Below are 24,568 nucleotides of genomic sequence, written 5' to 3'. Positions count from 1 at the left end.
AGAACGTCCCCCCCTTAATCGATCAACAACTCCTCATGAACCAATCATGAATGAATTGTGATGTCTGTTTGCTCTGAAGCTACTTGAGCAAGATTTTTCGAGCAAGATTTCTTGAGCAAACACACAATGAAATTAAGCTAAAAAGCTGAGAGCGAAAGCGATTCAGAATTTCCCAAAGACCTGACAGATTCCTAGAGCCGTTAACCAATTCTCATGGGATTATCCATGCGATCGGGCGGATACTGGCGGCGATCGGGAAGATTAGTCCCCTTTGGGCTCCTTACCAACCACCAAGCGATTGGCAACGGTTTCGGGCTGAATAGCAGACAACACCACATGACCCGAATCCGAAATAATCACAGCTCTGGTCCGGCGACCATAGGTGGCATCAATGAGCTGGCCACGATCTTTTGCATCAGTAACTAGGCGACGAATCGGAGCCGAGTCGGGGCTGACAATAGCAATGATTCGGTTGGCCGCCACAATATTACCGAAACCAACATTAATTAGTTGAATGTCCATCGACAAATTCCTCAAAGAGAAAACCCGTGAAGGTTGATTGAGCGGTTGGTAGGTAATGATTAGTCACTCCGCGACAGAATCGATCCCAGCCTAATTAGGCAGGTGATGGCCTGGTTGATCGACATTGTTGAGCACAGCAGGGCTATCTCAGGCAGCAACCACATGAGCGGTTATACCTACTGAGCGCTCTCTCTAATGAACCAACCCAGAATGAGTGGGTCTAAATCTCCTATTAGGAGGATTAGCCCCAGTTAATCAGGGTAGGAGATCGATCGGGAGTCGATATCCCAATGGGAAATTCAGTGTGCATCAGGACGATCTAGCACGAATGAACCAGGATAGATCGTCATGATGTATCACAACATCGATCAGACGGGACGGATTTGCGCGGACTGACTAACACACATGGAAAATTTAGCTCGAAAAATGAACATTCAGTCTATTTTCACAAAATTTCCCAGTAAGTTGATCAATCTCTGTTCTCCAATAGTTGATTAAAGCGGTGAATTTGCCAAAAAACATGGTTCAACCGCTGTTGATCGTCTAAACCCATGGCGAGTTCTTGGGTAGTTTGCCAGCGGGTTTGATCGAGCCATAGCTCAAAAACTGCTCCGTGGGGGATGGAAATTTGCCATGTTCTTGGGGAGCCGAGGATCTCTGAGATTAGGTGTTGCAAGATCCAGTGATGGGTGACGATCCAAAGGCAGGGATCGGGATTTTGTGGCCCTGTTTCGTTGGGTTTTGTGTCAATAAATTGGCTAATTAGACCTTGTAAAAAGATCTGTGCGCGAGATCGACCGGCTTCTAGGGTTTCTGATTGCGGAATTGGGATCCATTCCAAGGAATTTTCCAGTTTTTGGCAAAGTTCGGGATATTGCTGCCTGGCTTCATTCCAGGTCAGCCCCTGAAAAATTCCGTTGTCAAATTCGCAAAGGTGGGTGTCGGTGATGATCGGCGGCAGGGGCCGATCACCCGTGGCCGGGTGGGCCATGGCGGCCGATCGCGCCAGTTGGGCGGTTTCTTGGGCCCGTTGTTGGGGGCTGCTGTAAATGGTGTGGGGATGGGCCCCCTGTTGGGCCAGGGCCCGACCAAGCGATCGCGCTTGGGTTTGGCCCCGATCGGTCAAGGGGTCGTCGGCTCGCCCCATCATCCGCCCCGCTGCATTCCCGATCGACTCCGTATGACGGATAAAAAAGAGTTTCAGCATCAATTAGAATTCGTGGCCCTTAGGAAGGGGTAGAACGCATTGGGCAAGCTCCTACAATAATTGGGGAGTTTGGAATTGGGGAGTCTGGCGATCGGGCCTTGGCTGTCCATGCCCAGATCCCTTCTCAACCGCCGCGTTCAAAACCAGAGCCGATGCTACTAAAGTCCACCACCCGCCATATCCGCATCTTCGCCGCCGAGTTGGTCAATGATGACATTGTGCCCAGCGAAACGAAGCTCACGATTGATATTGATCCTGATAATGAGTTTTTGTGGAGTCCGGAGGCGCTCCAGCAGGTCTACCGCAAGTTTGAAGAGTTGGTGGCCCAGTCGGCGGGTCAAGATTTGACGGAATATACCCTGCGGCGGATTGGGTCAGATTTGGAGCATTTTGTGCGATCGCTGTTGCAAAATGGCACGATCGCCTACAACTTGGAAACCCGCGCGGTGAATTACAGCATGGGCTTGCCGCAGGTTTCGCCCTAGGGGTTGTGCTCAGTCAAGGGGCTTTGGGCAGGTCGTCAGTTCCATCGCCGTAGGGGTTGGGTCTCCCAACCCTAACCTGAGCGATCGCCACAACCCTGTCCACCCCTGGGAATGCCCAAGGATCACGAGAACTGGGCGGAGAACTGGGTGGGGAACTGGGTGGGGAACTGGGCAGGGAGACCCATGGGCTTTAACCTCAGACCGAGAAAATCCGGGTAGGGGCGTACACGGCCGTACGCCCCTACAGGGTTGACGAGTTTCGATCAACGTTGGTTGGGATAATTTTGAACAAGCTAACCGTTCAGTTGAAGCACATGGGGAAGACCCCGCCCCCACGGCCCTAAACAGCCAACTGCCGGAAAAAAGATTGCCGCCACTGAGCATCCCGCTTGCGATCGCACAAAAATTCCAGCACGCGAATGCCTTGGGCGGGCAGTTGGCTCAAGGAGTCGCAAAACTGCTGCCATTGGGTAATTTGCCGGTACTCAATGCCATAGCTCTCGCAGAGGCTGGCAAAGTTGACCGATTGTGGCGTGGCAAAAAACTCCTCGAAAGGGGGTTCAAACTGCGAAACGGGCAGCATTTCAAAGATGCCGCCGCCGTTATTGTTAATCAGCAAAATGGTGAGGCTGCCTTGGAAGTGGCGACGGGCTAAGAAGCCGTTGGTGTCGTGCAACAGGGCCAAATCTCCGGTGAGCATCACGGCCGGTTGATGGTGTTGGGCAAGGCCGATCGCGGTGGAAAGGCTGCCATCGATGCCGTTGGCTCCCCGATTAAAAAAGGGCTGAATTTCCCGGTTGTTAATGCCCCAAAAATATTCCACATCCCGCACGGGCATACTGTTGCAAATGAAGATGGGGGTGCGATCGGGCAGTGTTTGCGGCAACAACCAGGCGATTTTGCTCTCCAGACGTTGGGGCTGTTCCGCCAGGGCTTGTTTCACGGTGACTTCCATGGCTTGATCGCCCGCTAGCCAAGTTTGCAAATAATCGGAGGGGGGCAAGTCCGGTTCCGGGGTTTCCCAGAGTTCGATCGCCCCCTGGATTGATCGTGTGCGGCCATGGAGGGGATCCAGGTTGCGATCGCCCGGATCTAGAACCCATTGGGGCGCATCGGTTTCCATTAACCACAGGCGCAGGGTCTTGCTGATTGGTAAGCCCCCCAGCCGCAGCACCATAGTGGGTCGCAGTTGTTCCCGCTGGTGGGGATTGCGCAACATCAAGTCGTAGTGGGCCACCAAATGTTGATTCAGGGCCCCAAAATTCCGCAACGGCGAGAGGCCCTCCGCCAACACGGGCCAACCGAGCGATCGCGCCAATCGGCCCACCGCTGCACAATAGGCCGCCGGATCCGCCGGTTGGGCCGGCCCCGCCACAATCAGCCCCCGTTCCGTTTGGCGGGCCCCTTGCCAAAACTCCTGCCAGGGCAACCGGGAGAAGGTAATCGGTCGGCGCACCGGCTGCAAGTGCCCAAAGAATTCCTGATCATGCCAATTGGCCTGTAACTGGGCCAGGGCATCGGCCACGGCCGGTTCCGGCAAAGGGGGCAACGGATCCCGCAAGGGAACATTCAGATGCACGGGGCCCGGGGCGGCGATCGCCCGTTGGGCCGCCTGGGCCAGGGTTTGGCGCAAATAGGCCAACAGGTCTAACCGAGGTTCCGGCAGGGCCAACTCTGCCTGCCAAACGGGATAAATCCCAAAGAGCTTGAGCTGATCGATCGCCTGGCCCGCCGCGCAGTCGCGCAACTCTGGCGGGCGATCGGCCGTGAGCAACAACAGGGGCACACCACTTTCGCGAGCCTCAATCACCGCCGGGAAAAAGTTGGCTCCCGCCGTGCCCGATGTGCAAACCACCGCCACCGGCCGGTGCGATCGCCGGGCCGCCCCCAGGGCCCAAAACGCCCCCGATCGCTCATCCAAAATCGGAATCGCCGTCATTCGCGGATGGCTGGCCAGGGCGATCGTTAACGGGGTCGATCGGGAGCCTGGGCAAATCACCACCTCCGTCACCCCCACCCGCACCAGCGTTTCCGCCAACACCGAAGCCCACAACGTATTGCGATTCGTGAAATCCATCCCCAAGATCAAACCCCTATCCAACCGCGCATGACCCGCGTGTTGACACTCCCCGCCCTAAAGAGACAGGGATTCTTGATTCTACGAGGTTGCTTGCCTTGACAGGGTTTCCCCAACCAAAGTAGAGGCATCCTCTCCCCAAGCGTTGCACGGTTCAAGACCGTAGCTTCCGGTATGCCCTACCGTAGCCAATCCCCGACTGAGGATATTTCTAGCTGCATTGTGGTCACGATTGAGGACAGCTCCGCACCGACAAATATGCGTCCTTGTTGACAGCCCTTTCTTGACAATCGCGCCACAGCTAGAGCATTCCTGGCTTGTGTAGTGAGGCGGGACGGCAACAGTAATTTTGCCAAACACTTTGCCAAAGTATTCCAGCCACACTCTGAACTGATACCAGGATGCATCGTTAATCGACTTGGCAAGGCAGTGATTCTGCACCATGTTTTTGATTCTCAAATCTTCGTAGACGATCAAGTCGTTAGACTGAACTACGCACCGTGCCAATTTCACAGCATGGTCTTTACGCTGCCTACTTATCTTGAGATGGCGCTTGCCTAAAATCACCCTTGCCTTGCGACGATTGCTTGACCCTTTAACCTTTCTGCTAACCCTCCTTTGAGCCTGCTTGATCCGTTGCTCTCCCCTGCGAAGAAAGCGCGGATTTTCTGCTCTGTAGTCATCCTGAGTGACGTAGAAATCGTTGAGTCCTACATCTAACCCAACCGCCTTACCAGAAGGCTGGACTACTTCAAAGCGTTCAACAGATACGGCAAATTGAACATAGTACCCATCTGCACGTTTTACCAGTCTGACCCGCTTGATTTGGTTAGGTTGGTAAAAATGCAAATCACGAGTTCCCTTCAGTTTCAATCTGCCAATCTGCTTACCATCAGTGAACGTGATTGATTTACGATCCTCCGCTAGTTTCCACCCAGTCGTTTTGTATTCCACTGAGCGAACGTCTTTCTTAAATTGCGGAAAACCTTTCTTGCCTGGGATCTGCTTTTTGCAGTTCTCATAAAATCGCGAGATCGCAGACCAAGTGCGTTCTGCCGATGCTTGGCGAGCCATTGAGTTGAGTTCATTGGCAAACGGAAATTCTTTTGCCAGCACCGCACAATACTTGTTGAGGTCGTATTTAGACAAGCCTTTATTGTCCATCCAATAGCGTAAGCACTTGTTTTGGATGAACTTGGCAGTCCTCAACGCCTCATCAATAGCGCTGAATTGAGCAGGCTTTCCGTAGACTTTGAACTCAAGAATTAGCATATTTGCATTATAGTTTATGCTGACCTACTTAGCATAAGAATGACGGGCACTAAAGTACCCCTGTCGCCTTTTATCCTTGCTCTAAAGAGACAAGGTTTTCATGCTCCCGTGCGACCTGATAACCTTACTGCTGTCTAGGCTTTCTAGGTTATCTAGACCGCGCAGGTTCTTGGATCTCATTTCCCCTTGGATCTTGGATTTTGAATCTGGGATCCGGGGGGTGGTCTTGGGCCGCACAACCCTCGCCCCTTTCGTACACCTTCGGCATACCGCCATGAAACTGCTCGACTCACAGGGTCGCCTCCTTGGCAAACTCAGCATTTTAGACCTCGGTGCAGGCCTGGTTATCCTGCTTGTGCTGGTTGGGATCTTCTTGGTGCCCGGAACCGGCGGCTCCGTGGCCCAAGTGGGCGCAGTAAAACAAATGGTTGAAATTGACGCGGTGGCTCGGGGTCTTTCCATTCGGGATCCGCAAACCGTGATCCAAGAAATGACCAGTTCCGGCAAAACCAACGTGATTATTCGGAACCAACCCTACGGCAGCATCACTGTGAAATCGGTGCAAACCCTCACCCGCACCACCCTGGTTCCTCAACCCGATGGCACGGTGAAAGCCCTGCCGGATCCCCGCCCTGATTTATATAACAGTGACCTGTATTTGACCCTCAGCGGCGAGGCCACCATGACGGAAAATGGGCCCGTTCTGGGGAATAACAAGCTCAAAATTGGCATTCCCGTGGAATTAGAAGGAAAGGCCTATAACTTCAATGCCAGCGTGATTGATGTGCGGTTGCTGAAGAAATAGGACTGGTCTTTGGGTTTCTGCTAGTGCGGGTTCCCAGCACATGTCTTTTGGGCAGATTTTTACTTCTGCGTGATTGATTTCTGTGTGATTGATTTCTGCGTGATTGCTCGCTGTTTGTTTGCATGATCGACTGTTGAATTATCGATCGAACCGATCCCGGCAATCAGCGCGATCGAGGCGATCGAGGCGATCGCCCCCATAACCCCATAAAATTTCGCCCTATTACCCTATGAATATTCACCACGTCGCCAGTCAGCCTTTTTTAGATCAAAAACCCGGCACTTCCGGCCTGCGAAAGCGCGTGCCCGTTTTTCAGCAGCGGCATTATTTAGAAAATTTTGTTCAATCCATCTTTGACAGCCTCGAAGATTTTGCCGGTCAAACCCTAGTCCTGGGCGGCGATGGGCGCTACTACAACCGCACCGCGATCCAAACAATCCTGAAAATGGCGGCGGCCAATGGGGTTGGGCGCGTGTTGGTGGGTCAGGGGGGAATTTTGTCCACTCCGGCGGCCTCCTGTGTGATCCGCAAAAACGAAGCCTTTGGCGGCATCATTCTTTCGGCTAGCCACAACCCCGGCGGCCCCGATGCGGACTTTGGCATTAAGTTCAACACGGCCAACGGCGGCCCGGCTCCCGAAAAGGTGACGGATGCGATTTATCACCGCACCAAAACCCTGGATGGCTATCGAATTCTGGAGGCGACGGATTTGGATCTCGATCGCCCTGGCACGAGCCAACTGGGCGACATGACCGTTGAGGTGATCGATTCCGTCAGCGACTACGCGGCTCTGATGCAGTCGTTATTTGACTTCGATCGCCTGCGGGATTGGTTCAAAACCGGCCGCGCCTGTGTGGATTCCATGCACGCCGTGACCGGCCCCTATGCCCAAGCAATTTTGCAAGGGCTGTTGGGTGCGCCGGCCGGCACGGTGATGAACGGTGTGCCCCTGGAGGACTTTGGCGGAGGGCATCCGGATCCCAACCTGGTTTATGCCCATGACTTGGTGGAAATTCTGTTTGGCGACGGTGCGCCGGACTTTGGGGCCGCTTCCGATGGGGATGGCGATCGCAACATGATTTTGGGGCGTAACTTCTTCGTCACTCCCAGCGACAGCTTGGCCGTCTTGGCCGCCAACGCTACCCTCATTCCGGGCTATCGCGAGGGCTTGGCCGGTGTGGCGCGATCGATGCCCACCAGCGCCGCAGTCGATCGGGTGGCGGCCAAATTGGGCATTGATTGCTATGAAACCCCCACCGGCTGGAAATTCTTCGGTAATTTGCTGGATGCGGGCAAGGCCACCCTCTGCGGCGAAGAAAGCTTCGGCACGGGGTCGAACCATGTGCGCGAAAAAGACGGCCTTTGGGCAGTGCTGTTTTGGCTGAACTTGTTGGCGGTGCGGGGTCAGTCTGTGGAGGCGATCGTGCGGGAACATTGGCAAATCTACGGCCGCAACTATTATTCCCGCCATGACTATGAAGAGGTGGAGAGCGATCGGGCTAATACCCTGGTCGATAACCTGCGGGTCAAGCTGGGCGACCTGAAGGGCCAGAAATTCGGCTCCTACGAAGTGGACTACGCCGATGATTTTGCCTACACCGACCCCGTGGACGGCAGCCTCAGCCAAAAACAAGGGATTCGGATTGGGTTCACGGATGGCTCCCGAATTGTGTTCCGCCTGTCGGGTACGGGAACCCAAGGAGCTACGCTGCGGTTGTATTTGGAAAGCTATGAACCCGATTCCGCCAAGCATGATCAAGACACCCAAGTGGCCCTCGGGGATTTGATCGCGATCGCGGAGGAAGTGGCCCAAATCAAGTCCCTGACCGGGCGCGATCGGCCCACGGTGATCACCTAATGTCACCTAATGATCGGTGCGATCGATGGCTGCGATCGATGGCTGATTGATTCGTGGATTGCCTTGATAGGCAATTAAACCTCTTGCGCGAATCAGTTAGCAGACCTCATCTCCTGACTCTCAAGGCGGGCGGGGAAGCCAGAAAGGTTGGCTGACAGCGATCTCGTTGCGGGTTGTCAAGTCCCTCTCCCGGCTTGGGAGAGGGATTTGGGCGAAGATCTGGATGGGTGCAAAAAATCCAATACCCATAAAAAACAAAGACAAGGAACCTTCGCTCCTTGCCTCCAGAAATTGGCAAATTTGTTGGCAAATTTGGAAATTTAGGATGCTTCTGATTTGCCGGTGTTTTTGACCCGCATGATTTTGCTGAGCAGGTCAAACCAAAAGGGCGCACCCATCGCGATCGCCAAGCCCGTGACCAGCCAGCCCAAAGCCGTGCGAATTAAGACCCAAATCACTTCTCCTTGGTTTTTGGGTTTGCGATTGTCGTAGCGCAATTGCTCATTTAATTTGTTGGAATCCCAGCCGATCGGGAGGGTAGTTTCATCCAAAGCTGCCTGCATGTCCTGGCTCACTTCCGACCACTTGGGCAGCATAGGCCGCGAAGGAACTCCGGGAGCGCTGCCCGTTTGGACGACTCGATCAGCGTAGGCGTTTACCGCTTGCCGCAAGGCCGTATCCCGAGACAGCTTGCTCACAATGTTGAAGGTATCGGCGTTGCTGGCCACCGCCAGGACAATGCCCAAAAGGATCGAAACCCCGCGTGCATTGCGGCGATAGACCCCCGATGCCCGATCGCGCGCTCGATCGTACCAACCTTCCACTTCCTTTTGGAATTCCTGGAAATCCTCTTGCACGGAGGTCGCCCGCGATCGGGCCCGCTTTGCCAGCAGCAACAGGTTGTCTTGCACAGGCTCGGGCAACAGGTTCAGGGCCTCTTCCAAGCCTTTGCGAGTTGGGTCATTGGCATCGCGCAATTCAGCAATCACCGCTTGCACTTCCTGGTAGATGGCGCGTTTGTGGCGCAATCCATCCAGCACTTCTTCGGTGGAGGGCAACAGGGCCGCCAGCAAAATCGTGTGGCCCTCGCGGTCTTCAAAGGTGTCGTCCCGCAGGATCACCAGTCGATCGACCTCAGGCACGTGGGCCGCTTGCAGAATGCTAATGAGTCGATCGACGGAGTTCAACACTCGGGTGAGGCTGATTTTGAGGTCAAATTTACCCGATCGATAGTCAGTGGTGATGTCTCGCAGGCGTTGTTCAAAGCGATCAAGCAGTTGGGTCAATCGCGAATCGCTCAGTTGCGGTTGCAACAGTTGGCGGGTTTGTCGCCCCAAATCTTGGGTAAATTGCTCAAACCGCCGCAGGCTGACGGTACGAATCAGATCGGGAATTTTGGCCGAAGACAGCAACGCATCGGCAAAGGAACTGGGCGGGATATGGGAAGGGGCGCTGGTATGTTGCCCAAAGATCGGATTGCTGAGGCCAATCAGGTTACAGAGAACCCGAAAGCCCTTGCGAAAACCAGTGGCTAACAACCCCCGAGCCTCTTGGTTCAGGCTGTTGATGGTGGGGGAATCGTAGAGGCGTTCGGTCAGTTGTTCGGCGCGGTTGCTGTCGCCGGGACGCTGGGGGGCGCGGCCGCTGACGGTGGATTGGCTGCCGCCGCCCAGTAATTGGGCGATCGACTGTTTCAGATGAGCAGCTCGCCATTGCAACAGGGTGGCAATCAGTTCTTGAATTTCCGAAGCCAACAGACTGAGGGTTAAGTAAACGAATAGGAGGCCGATAACGATATCGACGATGGGTGAAAGCTGCATCTTAAATGGTTAGGTTGAATGGCTAGGTTGAATGGTTCGGTTGATTTAGCTGGAAATTTTTGAAGACGCTATGGGGCCCACGATGCCAGCCAGTATAAGCCGGCCGATCGGGGTCAGGTGTGCGGTCTGGGCCCCACGAATGGCACCGTTGCCAACGACCATTTCAACGGCCATGTCAGCCTTCAAAACGGATTGATTCTGGGTTTTCGGGCCCCTTAATTCGCTAGATTGGGCATTGATTTCAACCTCGCGATCGATTTCTCAATCCCTTTTCCCCATCCCTATGGCCCCTAATCCTGACCCGGCTGGTTCTTCGGCCTCGGTGCGATCGTCCCGCATGGGGGCCATCGCTCGGCAACTGTGGCGCAGGGACGATCGGGCGGTGGATTGGGCCTGGGCGATCGGGCTGGGATGGTTGGCCCTGGTGTTGTATGGCATCAATTTGGGTGGGTTGCCCCTGCGCGATTGGGATGAGGGCACGGTGGCCCAAGTGGCCCGGGAACTGTCCCGCGTCCCGATCGGCTCCGAGGCTTGGTGGTTTCCCACCCTGCACGATCGCCCCTATTTCAACAAGCCGCCCCTGCTCCATTGGGCGATCGCCCTGTTGTTTCGGATTTTTGGCGAAAGTGAATGGGCCGCGCGACTGCCCGGAGCCTTGCTGGGTGCGGCGGCCGTACCACTGGTTTTTGCGGTGGGGCGGTTAATTTTCACCCACCGGGCCGCCGCCATCTTCAGCGCCTTGGTATATCTCACCTGGTTGCCCGTGGTGCGCCATGGGCGGTTAGCCATGCTGGATGCGGCAATTGTGGCCTTTGGGTTGCTGACCTGGTGCTGTCTGTTGCGGGCCCGGCGGGATTTGCGGTGGACGCTGGGAATTGGGTTTGCCCTCGGCGCGATCGCCCTGTTGAAGGGACTGGTGGCCCTGCTGTTTGGGGGGCTAATTTTCGGCTTTTTAGTCTGGGATACGCCTCGGCTGTTGCGATCGCCCTATCTCTGGCTCGGGGGGCTTTTGGGCTTGGCCCCAGCCCTGGCCTGGTATGGGGCCCAATGGCAACACTACGGCCCCACCTTTTTTGAGACTAATTTGCTGAATCAGTCCCTGCGGCGGGTTTGGGATTCCGTGAGTGATCGGGGCGGCCCGCCTTGGTTTTATCTGCAAGAGCTGTTGGAATTGGCTTGGCCTTGGCTGTTTTTGTTGCCAGCGGGCTTCCAAGCGGCCTGGCGCGATCGGGATTGGCCTTGGGGCAAGTTGGTGCTGGTTTGGAGCTTGGGCTATCTGCTGCCCATTTCCGTGATGGAAACCAAACTGCCCTGGTATGGCCTGCCGCTCTATCCCCCCTTGGCCTTGGCGATCGGGCCCTTGCTGGGGTCTTTGTGGGAAGAACCGCCGGCCCGGTTTGGGCGATCGTGGCAGGTGGTTTTTGGTTTGCTGGCCTTGGGTGGCGGGGCTGGAGCCGTTTACTTCAGCCTCTTGGCCACACCGTTGGAGCCGATGCTCGCCCTGGCGCTGGCGGCCTTGGGGCTAACGGGGGGAGCCGTGGTCTTGTTGGCCCAGCAGGGCGATCGACAACTGATCCCCGTGGCTTTTTGGGGCATGTTTGTGGGGTTAACGCTGTTTTTTTCGTCGGGCAGTTGGCTCTGGGAACTGAATGAACAATATCCCGTGCGGCCGGTGGCCAATCTGCTGCGATCGGTCGCCCATTCTGGCGCAAAGGTTTACACGAGCGATCGCACCCAACGCCCTTCCCTAGATTTCTATTGCCATTGTGAAGTGATTCCCGTGCCTCAACCGGAACAGGCCAAACATTGGGCCGATCGCCGCGTGGCCCTGTGGGTGATTCGGCCCCAAGATCGCGATCGCCCTCCGTTTAAGGCAGGAATTTTAGTTGGCAAAGCGGGCGATCGGTTGGTAATTCGTCGGGGTGAATGATCGCCCTCAAACTTCCAGTGCTGCGGCTTGTGATCCTAAAGCTTTGATTGCTGAAATCAGCATCAACAGGCTGTGAGCAAAATTTTCCCGAAACCTACTTTCAATTGCTTTAATTGGGAGTGATCTTAGGTGTAATTTTAGGTGTGAATTGAGTCACCGGTTCCACCTGATCAAAAAATCGGTAATCGATACAAATGACCCCATTGGGCTGATGGGTCAGCATATCCACAAATCGGTGATTTTCTAAAACATCAGGAATTGCATAAATATGGCGAGCATGAACCGTTTGGCTCAATTCATCATCAATTCCGGTCAAGGACACCACAAAGGTAGCATTGCTATTAAACAAAGACTCGATCGAGCGGCCAAGCAAGGGACTTTGTTGATCAATTCGATGTATCACCAACCACGACAGGGCAAACATTGGTGAAGTCGATCGCACCAACGATAAGTCCTGAATTTTGCGTAAATATTCCCCTTCCTGAGTGACCGTATCCTCAATGAAAACTAAACTCACCTGGGCTTCAATAATCTGATTCTGCCGCTGATTAGCCATCCGAAACAGCAACGCAGGTTGACCTTCATGGGTTGTTTTCAGGAGCGATTGACTAAAGCGCACCTGCGCAGTGGGCCGCGAAAATCGGGCAAACATTAACCCCGTCGCTCCCGAAAATCCCATCAGACCCACCAAGGCTTCAACGGCCGTTAGTATCTGCGTCCAAGGCTTAGCCGGATACATTGCGCCATAGCCGATCGTTGCCATGGTTTGCACACTAAAAAAGAACGCATCCATGAAAGATTGCGGTTTGGCATTAGCAATTCCTTCGGGTTCCAAAAGATATAACCCGGCAAAGAGGAAATTGGCCAGCCCATAGCCCACAATAATCGCTAGCCAAAACTTCGGCCAGCTCAGGGTTAGTAATAAATGGTAAGCATCTTCCCAGGGGTGGAAGCGATGTCCCATGCGCACGATGCGTAACCGTTTGCGATCGGGAGTCACTTGACTATGGGGTTCTTTGGAAGCACGAGCTTGACCCGATCGCTTGAAATTCAACATAGATAGACCCAGAGAAGATAGACCTAGACCCAGAAAAATAGACTCCCCAAGGATAAATAAATATTTAAAATCTAAAAATAAAATATTTAAAATCTAAAAATAGATGCCTAAAAATAGATTTTCAGAAATTTTCCAAAAATCAATCTTCAAAAAGAGATTCCGAAAGAAATCCCGAAAGATAGGGACAGAAAAAGCCCCAACGGGCGATCGCCCCATTCCCACCCGCATCTTAGCAAGGGTCTTCCGTCACCGAAAAACCCAAAAAATACCCCCAGCCTGCTCAAGGAGCACTGGGGGTATGGGGCTAACGCTCACTGAAATATGCGGGTTTTGCAAAATATCAGCCAGAACGAATTCAGGAAAGAGTCCAAGGTAGCCAGCCCGTAAGCCAACCACCTTGGATCAGAACCTTTCATTCAACCGATACCCTGCTCTACCGAACAGCATTCGAGAAAGAGTTCACAACAAACAGGTTTGAGACAAGTTCGAGACAATTCAGCTTAGGAACCACTCAACGAAACCCAGATGACTTCCGGGTGGCCCAAAACCCAACAAGGGGTGCTTAGCTCATTGCGACGGAGCTGGGTTCGCAAGAAATGGCGATGTCGTGCTGCATTTTGCCTTGGATGCGGCTGAAAGTAGACGACAGGTGACCCAGGCCCAATTCGGCTGCTGCGCGATCGAGTGCCAGTTGTTCACGAGCAGCGGCTTGATGATGACGGGACATCATTTGGACACGAGCACGAGCGGAGATCGATTGGGTAGACATAGCAGAACCTGCGGTAAGGGGTTGGCTGATCGGCGAAGTGACGGGGCGGCTAGCGGGGACGCTGCTGGGCGCGAAGGCCTCAGCGCCCGTGCGATAGGCGACACCCCGATAGGTCAGATCATTGACTGGTTGCGGCGGAATGCTTTCGGCATGGCGAAAATGCACTTCCAAACCGCGATATCGACCAGTGCGGCCCGTTTCTACCGTGGGCAGAGGGGTTTCTGTGCTGTCGTACCGGACACCGCGATAAATGAGTTTCATGAGGATCGCCTCCAGGAGATGCGTTCAGGATCTGACTGAGGCGCGTTCCTTCGGGATTTGCGGGCTGTGGATCGGTGGTTAGGACTTAACCCAAAATCGACATTGACCTAGAATCCCTACTTCCGTCTTTCTTTCTAACTAACGGCTGCAAGGGTGACCTGTGAGCTGTGGTGTTAGCGGGGAAAGATGAACGATTGGTTTCTGTATCTAAAGATACGATTTAAGCCCAAAATAGTCAAGGGGTACTTAATATTTTGTGAAGCAAAGATCGCTGGGGCTGATGAATGGGCGGAGATCGAACCGTTGGCCCTCGCCCAAAACCCTTGCATGGAAACTGCTGAGGGCGATCGGGAGCCTTGGAAACTGCATCATGGATCGATCGCAAGTTGAGGATTCGATCGCGATGATCTAGCAAAAAGTTTGCTGAAGGGTCGATCGGTTCCCGCCTTGCTTACTTTCTTGTCTAAATTGCTTGTCTAATTTCTTGTCCAATTGCTTGCCTAGTTTTTGGGCAATCCCACTTATCACCACCATGGATCGTCACTGATCCCTACCGATCACCACTAATCACCACCGCCATCGGCTCGCAAATCTTGCAAAATCCCTGTACTGCGCCGCTTGAGATGAATCAGCGGTTAGAATAGACCTCCTATCGATCCCGGTCAGGCTTGAGTCCAGTGACCAACCTGCAAATTTCCGATTGGGTTCAGAGCGCGACGGAGGGTTAATCAACAGCGTGGCCGACAAGCAAAGTGGGTACAAAATTGTCGCTGACAACCGCCAAGCCCGCTACGAGTACGAAATTTTGGCAACCTACGAGGCGGGGGTTGAACTCAAGGGCACTGAGGTGAAGTCCATTCGGGCTGGCAAGGTGAACCTCAGGGATGGTTTTGCCCTCATCCGCAATGGCGAAGCGTTGCTGCTGAATGTGCATATTTCGCCCCACGACACCACGGGCAGCTACTTTAACCACGACCCTCGCCGCACGCGCAAGCTGCTGTTGCACAAGGAAGAAATCCGCAAACTGGTAGGACAGGTGGATCAAAAGGGGCTGACCCTGGTTCCCTTGCGCATGTATTTGAAGGGAGGATGGGTCAAGGTGGCGATCGGGCTGGCCCGAGGCAAGAAACTGCACGACAAGCGGGAAGACCTCAAGCGCAAGCAGGATCAGCGCGATATGGAACGGGCCCTCAAGCGGTAGCTCGGTTAATCGGTTAGTTTGATGGTTGATTGGCCATGAATTGCGATCATGAATTTCAATCATGGATTTCGAGCATGAATTTCAATCATGAATCTTCGAGCATGAATTTTCATGATTTGTTTTCATGATTTGATCGTTACTTGCTCGTTTGAAGTGGGTTGATTTTGCGGGTGTGTCTCGGGCCGTTGGTATAACACAGCAAGGCGGACTCCTTGCTTGACCGCCCATGAGGCGTTTTGGATGCGTTGTTTCGTAACTGGCGATCGGGTGAACACAGCAAACGCGGGGAACCTCAGCACCCGGTGGCCGTTTGCTATCTTCCTGGGGAGGGGCCTTGGCCAAACGGGTCAAATAGGCCCAAAACCAATCCAAAGGACGATGGGAAATTTGCGGCGGAGATGGCTGGCGGCGGGCTGTTGTGTTTGGCTGTGGGGAGGCGCTGCCGGGGCCCAAGTGGGGCCGATCGCTCCTGATGGCACATTGCCGGAACCATCGCGCATCCAAACCACGGGCGACACCATCCAAATCGACGGGGGCACTCGATCGGGTGGAAATCTGTTCCACAGCTTTGAGCGCTTTTCGGTTCCTGAGGGCATAACCGCTTGGTTCAACACGGGCGCAGAGGTGCAAAACGCCATCACTCGGGTGACCGGTAGCCAAGGGTCGGAGATTTTGGGCACGCTTCGGGCCAATGGCTCCACCAATCTTTTTTTGCTGAATCCCAACGGGATTCTGTTTGGGCCCAATGCCCAGTTGCAACTGGGGGGCGCATTTTGGGCCAGCACAGCCGAAGGGTTGGTGTTTGGTGATGGGGTGACCTTCGATGCGGGGCGATCGGGTGGGCCCCCACTGCTGTCTTCCCAGGTTCCTTTGGGGTTGCAGTTAGGACAACAACCGGCTCCGATTCGGCTGTTGGGGAGCTTGGTGGTGGCTCCGACCCAGCGGTTGTCGTTGGTGGGCGGGGCGATCGACCTGGCAGGCGGGCGGGCCGTGGCTCCCCAAGGGCAAATTGATCTGATCAGTGCGGCCGGTGGCACAGTGCGCTGGCAAACCAACGGGCCGATCGGCCCGGGCACGGCCCAACGCAGCGGCGTGATTAATTTGGATCAGCAAGCCGCGATCGATGCCAGCGGCCCCGGCGGTGGCCTGCTGAATCTTCAGGCGGGTCAAGTGGCGATTCTCAACGGCTCCACGGTCACAGCCCTCACGCAAGGGGACATGAACGGCCGAGGAATCGCGATCGGGGCTAATCAAGTGGTGGTGGCGGGCATTGATCCCACCGGCCAACAGCCCAGCGCGATCGTGACCGACACCAGCGGCTCCGGCCGAGGTGGCTCGATCGTCATTGAAGCCAACCGCTTCAACACCCAAGGGCCCGCCCTCCTCTCCGCCAGCACCTTTGCCTCCGGCCAGGGCGGCGACATTGATATTCGTGCCACCGATGCCATCACCCTCAGCGGCCTGGGATTGCAGTTTGTGAACGAGGTAATTGTTGGTGGCAGCTTGGTGGGGGAAATTACCCCCGAAGTTCGCATCGCTGGCCTGTACATCAACACCGCCGGCCTGGGGAATGGGGGTTCCATTCGGCTCAATACCAGCAATCTCACAGTTGCCGATGGGGCGGTTGTGTTTGCGCCCACCTTTGGCGCAGCCCGAGGCGGCAACATTATCATCGATGCCGAGCAAATGAACGCCGCCGGCTCCCTGATTAGCACTGGCAATGCTATCGAGTCCACGGGCGAAGGGGGCACCCTCACCATTCGTGCTGGATCCTTGCTGGTGCAGGGGGGAGCGCTGCTGGTAACGGTGAATTTAGGCAACGGCCCCGGTGGTGCTTTGACGGTGCAAGCCCGAGACAGCATCGAAATTAAAGATGCCGTGCCCGCAGCTTCCGTGGCCAGTGGGATTTTCACAAACACCATCACTGGCAATGGTCGAGGCGGAGCCATGCTCATTGAAACCAATACCCTCACAGTACGTGATGGGGCATTTATTGGGGGTCAAAGCGGGGCCAACATTCGGATCGGGGTGTTCGAGATGGGAGGGATACCCGGTGAAATCACGATTCGGGCCGCCCGCCAAATTGACCTGATTGGTAGTTCCGGCGATCGCTTGTTCTCCAGTGGGATTGCCACCGATACCTTCACGGAATATCCGGCCGGCAACGTGTTAATTGAAACGCCATTTTTGCGGGTTTTGGGCGGCGCAACCCTCTCTAGCTCTTCGCTGGGATTGGGACAAGGGGGAGACATCACCATCAAGGCCGATCGCATGGAGATTAGTGGGCAATCGGCCGATGGTTTCCGCAGCGGGCTGTTGGCGGTTTCCGGGCGGGCAGATTTGCCCCAAATTACCGCCACGGGCAACAGCGGCAGCTTGAACCTGCAAGTGGGCGATTTGGTGATTCGCAACCAAGGAGAAATTGCCGTCAACAGCAGCCTGACGGGGGATGCGGGCAGCCTCAGCATCACGGGCGATCGCCTACGCCTGGAAAGCGGCAATATCACCGCCAACACCGCCTCCGGCCGTGGGGGCAACATTGATGTGCAAGTGAACACACTGCAAATGTTGGCCGGCAGCTCGATCGCCACCAATGCTGTGCGCAGTGACGGTGGCAACATCCGGTTTCAGCTTTCTTCCCTGGCAGCCCTACAAAACAGCGATATCACGGCCAATGCTCAGGCGGGGCGGGGCGGGCGCGTTGAAATTCAGGCGGATACGGTTGTGGGAACGGCCTTTCGACAGCAGCTCACCCCCCAAAGCGACATCACAGCCACTTCGGGGCTGGGAGCGAATTTCAGCGGTGCAGTGCAGATCAACACCCAAAACTTCAATGATGAGTCGGGGTTCATTGATTTACCAGAAGACACCTTGGATCCAACGGCAGCGATTATTATCGGTTGCGCAGCGGACGAGGGTAACCGATTTGTGGTGACGGGGCGAGGGGGGTTACCGGCGGAACCCGATCAGCCAGCCAGCAGTGCGGGGGCCTATTGGGATGATGTGCGGTGGTTGGGCGGTAATCTGACGGGGGAGGCGACGGGTACTCCTGATCGGGCGATCGCCCCGAATTTGCCCGATCGCCCAGTGCCTGCCGCAGCGCTTTCTGAGTCAGCATCTGAGTCAATTTCTGAGTCAGCATCTGAGCCAGTTTCTGAGCCAATTATTGAAGCCCAAGGTTGGGTAACTCGGGCCAACGGTTCGATCGCCCTTGTGGCCAATCCGGCAACGCCCCAGTTGGGTTTCCCGTTGAGCTGTCGCCAACTCCGCCAGTCCCACTAATCCAACCCAAGCCCCATCAGGCTAGTTGCCCAATACCTACAAATTCCTAGCGCACTTCTACCTAGCGCACTTCCAATCGTTCCGTAATCCAAGTCATGCCCTCGGGACCCACCAAAACAGCGGAAATCCAGCGAGACCCTGGGCTGTTGGGCGCGCGCCCCACCTTGAACAGCCCTCCAGCAGAAATGGGTTCTAGGGCTGCATTTTGGGGAATGGCATACAGTTCCGGGCGCACAGGCGTATCGATCGCACTGCCAGCCAACAGGGTGTCGCCCAACGGATCTTGAACGATCGCATCGAAGGTGTAAGTATCCCCCGGGCGCACTCGCTCTGGCAGCCGCACCCTCACGCGGGGTGGTTTGCTGCCCCATTGGGTGGTGGTGCGCTCATCAAGCAGTTCTTGACGGATCACCAGGCCGTTTTGAATGGTTTGGCGGGCCCGCACTTCCGTGACCAACTTAGCGGGCCCGAGGGTGGTGTTGGCTTTGGTGGCCGTGATGTCGGTGCGGGTTTCGAGAATCCAGGTGTCCCGATCGCGATCGGCCTTTTCAACGGTGGTGCTGTAGGTCACCTGATCAAAGGATTGCCAAAACTGACTAAGGGAGCGGCCCAACTCGTCGCGGCTGAGGCCATCGGCGCTGCGGAAGTTGGGGGCGAACCGTTGCAGCAAACCGGCATCTTTGGCGCTGGCGGCGCGATCGATGTCGCTCAACAGGGCTTGCACGCTGGGATCGATCGTCACAGCAGCGGCGGGGTTGACGGCAGTGCCCATGGCCATCAGCAGGCCGGCTCCTAGGGCAAGTCCCCACCGGCTAGCCCGCTGGATCGGTTGTTGATTTCCCAAGACGTAACAAGCGCGAAGAAGCATGGAATGATAATTTAGGAAGTCGGGAAGTGGCCGGATTGATGACTCAAGGGGGGCGATCGGCCGGATCGCGTCGCTTTGGGATCAATTCCCACCTTGCCTGTCCGATTGTAGCGGTTGAAAGAGAGAAACGGTTTGGCAGCAACCGCCCCACAGCGATTGTTAGTGGCCGCCAGTGGCACGGGGGGGCATCTGTTCCCGGCGCTGGCGGCGGCCCAAGAGTTGACCGATCGATGGACGATCGAGTGGCTTGGTGTGCCCGATCGCCTGGAAACAAAGCTTGTGCCCGATTGCTTCCCATTGCACACCATTCCGGTGACCGGTTTTCAGGAGCGATTGGGCTGGAAAACCCTGTCCACGGCCTATGGCTTGGTGAAGTCTGTCTTTGCGGTGCGTCGGCTGTTGCAGCGAGGGCAGTTTGCTGGCGTGCTGACCACCGGCGGTTATATTGCCGGGCCGGCCATTGTGGCCGCTCGATCGCTCGGGTTGCCCGTGGTGTTACACGAGTCCAACGCCATTCCTGGCCGGGTCACGCGCTGGTTTGGCCCCTGGTGCGACACGGTGGCCGTGGGATTTGAGGCGGCGGCCCAGCGGTTACGCCAACGAAAAATTGCGGCCCTCTGTACCGGCACACCGGCCCGCGATCGATTCTGGAAGCCGGAACCGCTGGCCTTGCCCGTGCCGGAGGACGCGCCGTTGATTGTGGTGGCCGGCGGCAGCCAAGGGGCCGTGGCCCTGAATCGGTTGGTGCGGGAAGTGGCGGCGGCTTGGTTTGCGATGGGGGCTTGGGTGGTGCATTTAACGGGCGATCGGGATCCGGATGCGGCCAGCTTGGAACATCCCCAATACATTGCCCTTCCTTTCTATGACGATATGGCCAGCCTGCTGGGGCGGGCCAATTTGGCCGTTAGTCGATCGGGTGCAGGCACGCTAACGGAATTGGCCGCCACCGCTACCCCTTCGATTTTGGTGCCCTATCCCTTTGCAGCGGATGATCACCAAACGTTTAATGCACAGGTCTTTGTGGAAGCGGGGGCAGCACAGGTGTTTCCTCAGGGGCAACTGTCTCCCGATCGCCTACGGGATTTGGTTTTGGAGCTGTTGGCAGATCGATCGCGCCTGGACACCATGGCCCAGCGGGCCCGTGCCCTGGCTGTACCCGACAGTGCCACCCAGTTAGCCCAATTAATGACGGCGGCGATCGACCGCGCAGCCCGCCGCCCATGACGGCCCCACGGTTCACCCCTTGGAGCGATCGGCTCCGGTGCTGGCTGTTTCCGGCCCAGCCCCAACGGCGCGATTGGTGGGGCTGGCTGTTGGCCAGCGGGGCGATCGCCCTGGCCATTGGCTGGGCCGGCTATCGCCAGGCTACAGGCGGCCCCTACATTGTCCAAGACGATGCTCGCCAGCATGTGTTTTGGATGCAGCGCTGGCTAGACCCCACCCTCTTTCCTCAGGATTGGATTGCGGACTATTTCCAATCCGTGGCCCCGGAAGGTTATCGCACCCTCTACCGGTTGCTGGCTTGGGCGGGGTTGAATCCGCTGGCGGTGAGCAAAATTCTGCCGATCGGGCTGGGGTTGGTGGTGGCGGGGTTGGCCTTTGGTTTAACCACGGCCCTGTTGCCGATTCCGGTGGCCGGATTTTTGGGATCGGTGCTCACCAGTCAAGTGCTGGCCATGACTGATGACTTGGCTTCCGCCACCCCCCGATCGTTCCTCTACCCGCTGTTTTTAGCCTTTGCTTGGGGTTGGGTACGATCCAGCCTGGGTTGGGTTTTGGGCACGATCGGGCTGCTGGGCCTGTTCTATCCCCAATACGTCCTGGTAGCCTTGGGCATCTTGGCGATCGACTGGTGTTGGCGCTGGCGCTGGCAGTGGCCGGCCGGATTGCGATCGCTAATTGCCAGCCCTTGGGGCCCCGCCGCCACCCTGACTCAGCGGCGCGATCGCTTGGCCCTGGGCGGTGGGATTGCGGGGATCGCTGTTCTGGGTCTCTATGCCCTGCAAGCTTCGGACTATGGCCCCGTGGTGACCGTCAGCCAAGCGCGATCACTCCCGGAATTTTTCTCCAGCGGCCGGGCCAACTTTTTTGATGACAACTGGTTTGACTTTTGGATTTTGGGGCAACGCAGCAGCCTGTTGCCCAAGGATCCATTCACACCGGCCACCTTGGTTTTGGGGTTGCTGTTGCCGGTGGCCTGGTGGCAGCGCGATCGCTGGCGTTTGGGTCAACAACTGAGCGATCGCCTGGCTCTGTTGCCCATTTGGCTCGCCTCTGGCATCGGTTGCTATACCTTGGCCCATTTGCTGTTGTTTCGGCTCCATTTGCCCGGTCGCTACACCCAACACAGCATTCGGATGATGTTGCCGATCGCGGCGGCCTTGGTGTTGACGCTGCTGCTGGATCAGCTCTTGGGCGCTGGGCGATCGCGTCCTGGCTTAACCGATCCAGTGATCAGCGCCAAATTCACCAACCCCGAAGCCCACGCCCCATTCCCTAGCTCAGACTCAACCCCAACCATGCCCCCAGCCTCAGGCTTTGGCCGAGGGTTCAAACGCTTTTTGGCGGTGCTCTTGGCGATCGGGCTATTCAGCGGTGCAGTGCTCTATCCCCTCAGCCTGAAACGCTTTCCCAAGGCCAACTACGTGGCGGGAGAATCGCCGGGCCTGTACCAATTTTTTGCGACCCAGCCGGTGGATCTGCGGGTTGCGTCCTTGGCCAAAGAGGCCGATAATCTGCCCACCTTTGCCGGGCGATCGGTTCTGGTGGCCCGTGAATATGCCATTCCTTACCACTGGGGCTATTACCGCTTGTTTCGGCAACGGATGATGGATCTGCTGCAAGCGCTCTATAGCCCAAATCTGGCAGCGGTGTTGGCCTTCAATCAGCAATACAGTATTGATTTTTGGCTGCTCGATCGCGATACCTTCACGATCGATTACCTGAGCGCAAAGGAGCGGCGGGCCAACCGCTGGTTACGCCAATTTCAGCCGGTGCAACAGGAGGCGCTCGATCACCTCAATCGCGGCGAAAAGCCAGCCCTGAGCAGCTTTTTAGCCCCCGATCACCCCTGCCAGGCCTATCAACAACCGGATTTGGTGGTTCTCGATGCGAAATGCCTAGCCAAGGTGGCCACCGAGGCCAGCCGTTGATTAGCCCTCGGCCACCCGCCTGATTTCGCTGAGCACCGCTAGACATGAGCGATTTTGCCCCTTTGCCGTTGCCCCTAACCTTGCCATGTATGCCCTAAGACGATCGAGCTGGCTGCTGTCCCTGGTTTTGGTTCTGGCGATCGGGCTGGGCCTGGGTTTGCGGGTCACCAACTTGCCCCAGAAATTTCACTGGATTGATGAAATCCATAGCGCCATGCGGGTGGCCGGCGTGGGCAAGGAAACCGCCGTGGCTTGGGCCACCCGGGCCGCCAGCGATCGCCAGCCGGTGACCATGGCCGACCTGATGCAGTTCCAAACCCTGCCCGCCAATCAAAATCTGCTGGAGGGCTTGCGAGCCACCACCGTGGCCCTGGCCACGGACAATCCCCAACATCCACCCCTGTTCTATGGATTTGCCAGGGTGTTGGCTGGGTTTGGCGGCCGGGCGATCGATCAAATTCGCCTCACTGCTGCCCTGATCAGTTGGCTCACTTTTCCGGCCATGGTTTGGTTGGCCTGGGAACTCTTCCGCTCTTGGGCCGTGGCGTTGTTGTCGGTTTTGCTGCTGAGTCTGTCACCGCTGCACTTGGTCTATGCCCAAGAGGCCCGGGAATATAGCCTAGTGGTGTTGTTGGTGTTGGTGTCCGGGGCCCTGTTGGTGCGGGTGCAGCGGGCCTGGCATGAGTCCCGCGCCTTTGACCCGGCGGGCCGACTGCGACGGGTGCAACGGGGATGGCTGGCCTATGGCGGGGCGATCGCCCTGGGTTTGTATGCTCACCCCACCTTTGCGCTCACGATTTTTGGCCATGGGCTGTGGATGACTTGGCTGGAACGGTTTCGTTGGAATCGTCAAATGCGCGCCTGGGCGATCGCGGCGGCGCTGGGTAGTGCGGCCTTTTTGCCTTGGTTGGTGGTTTATTTGATCCACTTTGACGGCATGGCTTGGGTGGGGCGCGATGTGGGTTGGCTGACGATCGGCCGGCGCTGGTTGATTGGCTTGGTGGGTTTGTTTGCGGATGTGCAGGGTCTGACGAGCGATCGGCTGGTGAATGTGGAAACGGGCCAGGACGAAGCCCAGTTGGCAAGCTGGGTTTGGTGGGGCGTGCTGTTGCCAGTGGGCGGCTTGGTGGTTTGGAGTTTCCGAATTCTCTGCCAATTTGCCAATGAAGCGGCGAAATGTTTGGTGCTTTGTGGGTTGGCTGTGCCCTTTTTGGCCCTGGCAATTCCCGACTTGATTGATGGGGGACAGCGATCGACCGTGCCGCGTTTTTTGCTGGGCCCCTCGATCGGGGTGATTTTGGCAGTGGCCTACAGTTTGGCGGAATTTTGGGTCACGCCACGCGCTTCCCGTTCCCTGGCGGGGCAATATGGCCGACGATTGGGCCAGATCGTTACTGTGCTGTTGGTGTCGGTTAGCCTTGCTTCCAGCATCGCCATAGTGCGAGCGGATACTTGGTGGAACAAATACAGCAGTTTTTACGATGGTCAGGTGGCCGCCGCCCTGGCCAACCGCCCTAACCAATGGGTGCTGACGGGGCCGGAAAAGGTGGGCCGGGCGATCGGCCTGGGCTATCGCACCGATCCCGCCGTGCAGTTTCTATTTTTGCGATCGCCTGCTGATTTGGCAGGCCGGCCCTTGGGCGATCGGGTTTGGCTTTATCGCCCCTCCCGCGAAATCCTGGAATCCTTACAGAGTCGGGGTTGGCAAATTACCCCCACCGTTGAGCGAGGACAACTGCTAGAAGCCACCAAGGACTCTTAGACCGGCCCGATCATGGAGCTGCCTGATTAACCCGATTTAGAAGCTGGCAAGGGGACTTGAACCCCTGACCTACTGATTACAAGTCAGTTGCTCTACCAACTGAGCTACGCCAGCGATTGGCCATTCTGGGGATGACGTTTGATACTTTAACCCACAACCGATCACGCTTCAAGGGTGGCGATGAAGTTTGATGAAGTTTGCGGAAACTGCCCCGATCGATCTTGCCAAGTCTTGTGCGCC

General features: G+C 56.3%; 17 protein-coding genes, 1 tRNA gene and 1 riboswitch. Of the genes, 9 read left to right on the top strand and 9 right to left on the bottom strand.

Features of this window, described 5'->3' with window-relative positions:
• Positions 1–261: 261 nt before the first annotated feature.
• Positions 262–522, bottom strand: a complete 261-nt coding sequence (gene remA / locus VPK24_RS05215; protein ID WP_099532739.1) for an extracellular matrix/biofilm regulator RemA — start codon at positions 520–522, stop codon at positions 262–264.
• Positions 523–991: 469 nt separating this feature from the next.
• Positions 992–1,729 carry a histidine phosphatase family protein gene (locus VPK24_RS05210; RefSeq protein WP_393011036.1) on the bottom strand — a complete coding sequence of 246 codons (738 nt, stop codon included), beginning with the start codon at positions 1,727–1,729 and terminating at the stop codon, positions 992–994.
• A gap of 152 nt (positions 1,730–1,881) precedes the next feature.
• On the opposite strand from VPK24_RS05210, the gene ndhM reads away from it, so the two are divergent.
• Positions 1,882–2,214: an NAD(P)H-quinone oxidoreductase subunit M gene (ndhM, locus tag VPK24_RS05205; RefSeq protein ID WP_190356055.1), complete on the top strand. Its 333-nt coding sequence runs from the start codon at positions 1,882–1,884 to the stop codon at positions 2,212–2,214.
• Between the two features lie 340 nt (positions 2,215–2,554).
• On the opposite strand, the gene menD is transcribed toward ndhM, so the two are convergent.
• A complete protein-coding gene (gene menD / locus VPK24_RS05200; protein WP_393011035.1) occupies positions 2,555–4,291 on the bottom strand; it encodes a 2-succinyl-5-enolpyruvyl-6-hydroxy-3-cyclohexene-1-carboxylic-acid synthase in 1,737 nt (578 codons plus the stop codon).
• An 81-nt stretch (positions 4,292–4,372) separates the two neighbouring features.
• A complete protein-coding gene (locus tag VPK24_RS05195; protein ID WP_393011034.1) occupies positions 4,373–5,563 on the bottom strand; it encodes an RNA-guided endonuclease InsQ/TnpB family protein in 1,191 nt (396 codons plus the stop codon).
• Positions 5,564–5,837: 274 nt separating this feature from the next.
• Here VPK24_RS05195 and VPK24_RS05190 point away from each other — a divergent pair, with 274 nt between their 5' ends.
• Both VPK24_RS05190 and VPK24_RS05185 read left to right on the top strand, forming a co-directional pair.
• The gene (locus VPK24_RS05190) at positions 5,838–6,368 is read left to right on the top strand and encodes a DUF4330 domain-containing protein (RefSeq protein WP_099532700.1); all 531 of its coding nucleotides are present in this window, start codon (positions 5,838–5,840) and stop codon (positions 6,366–6,368) included.
• Between the two features lie 229 nt (positions 6,369–6,597).
• The gene (locus VPK24_RS05185; protein WP_393011033.1) at positions 6,598–8,226 is read left to right on the top strand and encodes an alpha-D-glucose phosphate-specific phosphoglucomutase; all 1,629 of its coding nucleotides are present in this window, start codon (positions 6,598–6,600) and stop codon (positions 8,224–8,226) included.
• Between the two features lie 320 nt (positions 8,227–8,546).
• Here VPK24_RS05185 and VPK24_RS05180 read toward each other — a convergent pair whose 3' ends face one another.
• Positions 8,547–10,046: a hypothetical protein gene (locus VPK24_RS05180; RefSeq protein WP_393011031.1), complete on the bottom strand. Its 1,500-nt coding sequence runs from the start codon at positions 10,044–10,046 to the stop codon at positions 8,547–8,549.
• Positions 10,047–10,329: 283 nt separating this feature from the next.
• On the opposite strand from VPK24_RS05180, the gene VPK24_RS05175 reads away from it, so the two are divergent.
• Entirely contained in the window at positions 10,330–11,976 is a 1,647-nt protein-coding gene (locus VPK24_RS05175; RefSeq protein WP_393011029.1) for an ArnT family glycosyltransferase, read from the top strand.
• A gap of 109 nt (positions 11,977–12,085) precedes the next feature.
• Here VPK24_RS05175 and VPK24_RS05170 read toward each other — a convergent pair whose 3' ends face one another.
• Together VPK24_RS05170 and VPK24_RS05165 are read right to left on the bottom strand one after the other, a co-directional pair.
• The gene (locus VPK24_RS05170; protein WP_393011027.1) at positions 12,086–13,033 is read right to left on the bottom strand and encodes an ion channel; all 948 of its coding nucleotides are present in this window, start codon (positions 13,031–13,033) and stop codon (positions 12,086–12,088) included.
• A gap of 562 nt (positions 13,034–13,595) precedes the next feature.
• A complete protein-coding gene (locus VPK24_RS05165; protein WP_393011026.1) occupies positions 13,596–14,063 on the bottom strand; it encodes a DUF4278 domain-containing protein in 468 nt (155 codons plus the stop codon).
• Positions 14,064–14,102: 39 nt separating this feature from the next.
• Positions 14,103–14,258, bottom strand: a riboswitch (Glutamine riboswitch).
• A gap of 541 nt (positions 14,259–14,799) precedes the next feature.
• On the opposite strand from VPK24_RS05165, the gene smpB reads away from it, so the two are divergent.
• Positions 14,800–15,264 carry an SsrA-binding protein SmpB gene (gene smpB / locus VPK24_RS05160; protein ID WP_099532473.1) on the top strand — a complete coding sequence of 155 codons (465 nt, stop codon included), beginning with the start codon at positions 14,800–14,802 and terminating at the stop codon, positions 15,262–15,264.
• 378 nt (positions 15,265–15,642) lie between these two features.
• A complete protein-coding gene (locus VPK24_RS05155) occupies positions 15,643–18,546 on the top strand; it encodes a two-partner secretion domain-containing protein (RefSeq protein ID WP_393011024.1) in 2,904 nt (967 codons plus the stop codon).
• Between the two features lie 61 nt (positions 18,547–18,607).
• Here the strand turns inward: VPK24_RS05155 and VPK24_RS05150 are convergent, their stop codons facing one another.
• On the bottom strand, positions 18,608–19,414 hold the full coding sequence (locus VPK24_RS05150; protein WP_393011023.1) for a nuclear transport factor 2 family protein: 807 nt from the start codon (positions 19,412–19,414) through the stop codon (positions 18,608–18,610).
• Between the two features lie 132 nt (positions 19,415–19,546).
• Here VPK24_RS05150 and murG point away from each other — a divergent pair, with 132 nt between their 5' ends.
• The 3 genes from murG (at position 19,547) to VPK24_RS05135 (ending at position 24,328) form a co-directional block, all read left to right on the top strand.
• Entirely contained in the window at positions 19,547–20,638 is a 1,092-nt protein-coding gene (gene murG / locus VPK24_RS05145) for an undecaprenyldiphospho-muramoylpentapeptide beta-N-acetylglucosaminyltransferase (RefSeq protein ID WP_393011022.1), read from the top strand.
• Positions 20,635–22,566, top strand: coding sequence for a hypothetical protein (locus VPK24_RS05140; protein WP_393011021.1), 1,932 nt, complete (start codon positions 20,635–20,637; stop codon positions 22,564–22,566). The genes murG and VPK24_RS05140 overlap by 4 nt, the downstream gene beginning before the upstream one ends.
• An 85-nt stretch (positions 22,567–22,651) precedes the next feature.
• Complete coding sequence (locus VPK24_RS05135; RefSeq protein ID WP_393011020.1) at positions 22,652–24,328, top strand: glycosyltransferase family 39 protein; 1,677 nt, start codon at positions 22,652–22,654, stop codon at positions 24,326–24,328.
• A 41-nt stretch (positions 24,329–24,369) separates the two neighbouring features.
• On the opposite strand, the gene VPK24_RS05130 is transcribed toward VPK24_RS05135, so the two are convergent.
• Positions 24,370–24,442, bottom strand: a tRNA-Thr gene (locus VPK24_RS05130).
• Positions 24,443–24,568 lie beyond the last annotated feature (126 nt).

Source organism: Limnothrix redekei LRLZ20PSL1 (assembly GCF_043235035.1).
GTDB lineage: Bacteria > Cyanobacteriota > Cyanobacteriia > CACIAM-69d > CACIAM-69d > CACIAM-69d.
Note: the sequence above shows the minus strand (reverse complement) of the source record. Positions and strands in the feature narration are given on the sequence as shown.

What these genes read in the sequence shown, in the direction of transcription:
- remA (WP_099532739.1), bottom strand. Translation starts at nt 522, where the DNA reads ATGGACATTCAACTAATTAATGTTGGTTTCGGTAATATTGTGGCGGCC.
- ndhM (WP_190356055.1), top strand. Translation starts at nt 1,882, where the DNA reads ATGCTACTAAAGTCCACCACCCGCCATATCCGCATCTTCGCCGCCGAG.
- VPK24_RS05170 (WP_393011027.1), bottom strand. Translation starts at nt 13,033, where the DNA reads ATGTTGAATTTCAAGCGATCGGGTCAAGCTCGTGCTTCCAAAGAACCC.
- VPK24_RS05195 (WP_393011034.1), bottom strand. Translation starts at nt 5,563, where the DNA reads ATGCTAATTCTTGAGTTCAAAGTCTACGGAAAGCCTGCTCAATTCAGC.
- VPK24_RS05150 (WP_393011023.1), bottom strand. Translation starts at nt 19,414, where the DNA reads ATGCTTCTTCGCGCTTGTTACGTCTTGGGAAATCAACAACCGATCCAG.
- VPK24_RS05190 (WP_099532700.1), top strand. Translation starts at nt 5,838, where the DNA reads ATGAAACTGCTCGACTCACAGGGTCGCCTCCTTGGCAAACTCAGCATT.
- VPK24_RS05140 (WP_393011021.1), top strand. Translation starts at nt 20,635, where the DNA reads ATGACGGCCCCACGGTTCACCCCTTGGAGCGATCGGCTCCGGTGCTGG.
- VPK24_RS05155 (WP_393011024.1), top strand. Translation starts at nt 15,643, where the DNA reads ATGGGAAATTTGCGGCGGAGATGGCTGGCGGCGGGCTGTTGTGTTTGG.
- VPK24_RS05135 (WP_393011020.1), top strand. Translation starts at nt 22,652, where the DNA reads ATGTATGCCCTAAGACGATCGAGCTGGCTGCTGTCCCTGGTTTTGGTT.
- VPK24_RS05175 (WP_393011029.1), top strand. Translation starts at nt 10,330, where the DNA reads ATGGCCCCTAATCCTGACCCGGCTGGTTCTTCGGCCTCGGTGCGATCG.
- VPK24_RS05180 (WP_393011031.1), bottom strand. Translation starts at nt 10,046, where the DNA reads ATGCAGCTTTCACCCATCGTCGATATCGTTATCGGCCTCCTATTCGTT.
- menD (WP_393011035.1), bottom strand. Translation starts at nt 4,291, where the DNA reads ATGGATTTCACGAATCGCAATACGTTGTGGGCTTCGGTGTTGGCGGAA.
- VPK24_RS05185 (WP_393011033.1), top strand. Translation starts at nt 6,598, where the DNA reads ATGAATATTCACCACGTCGCCAGTCAGCCTTTTTTAGATCAAAAACCC.
- VPK24_RS05165 (WP_393011026.1), bottom strand. Translation starts at nt 14,063, where the DNA reads ATGAAACTCATTTATCGCGGTGTCCGGTACGACAGCACAGAAACCCCT.
- VPK24_RS05210 (WP_393011036.1), bottom strand. Translation starts at nt 1,729, where the DNA reads ATGCTGAAACTCTTTTTTATCCGTCATACGGAGTCGATCGGGAATGCA.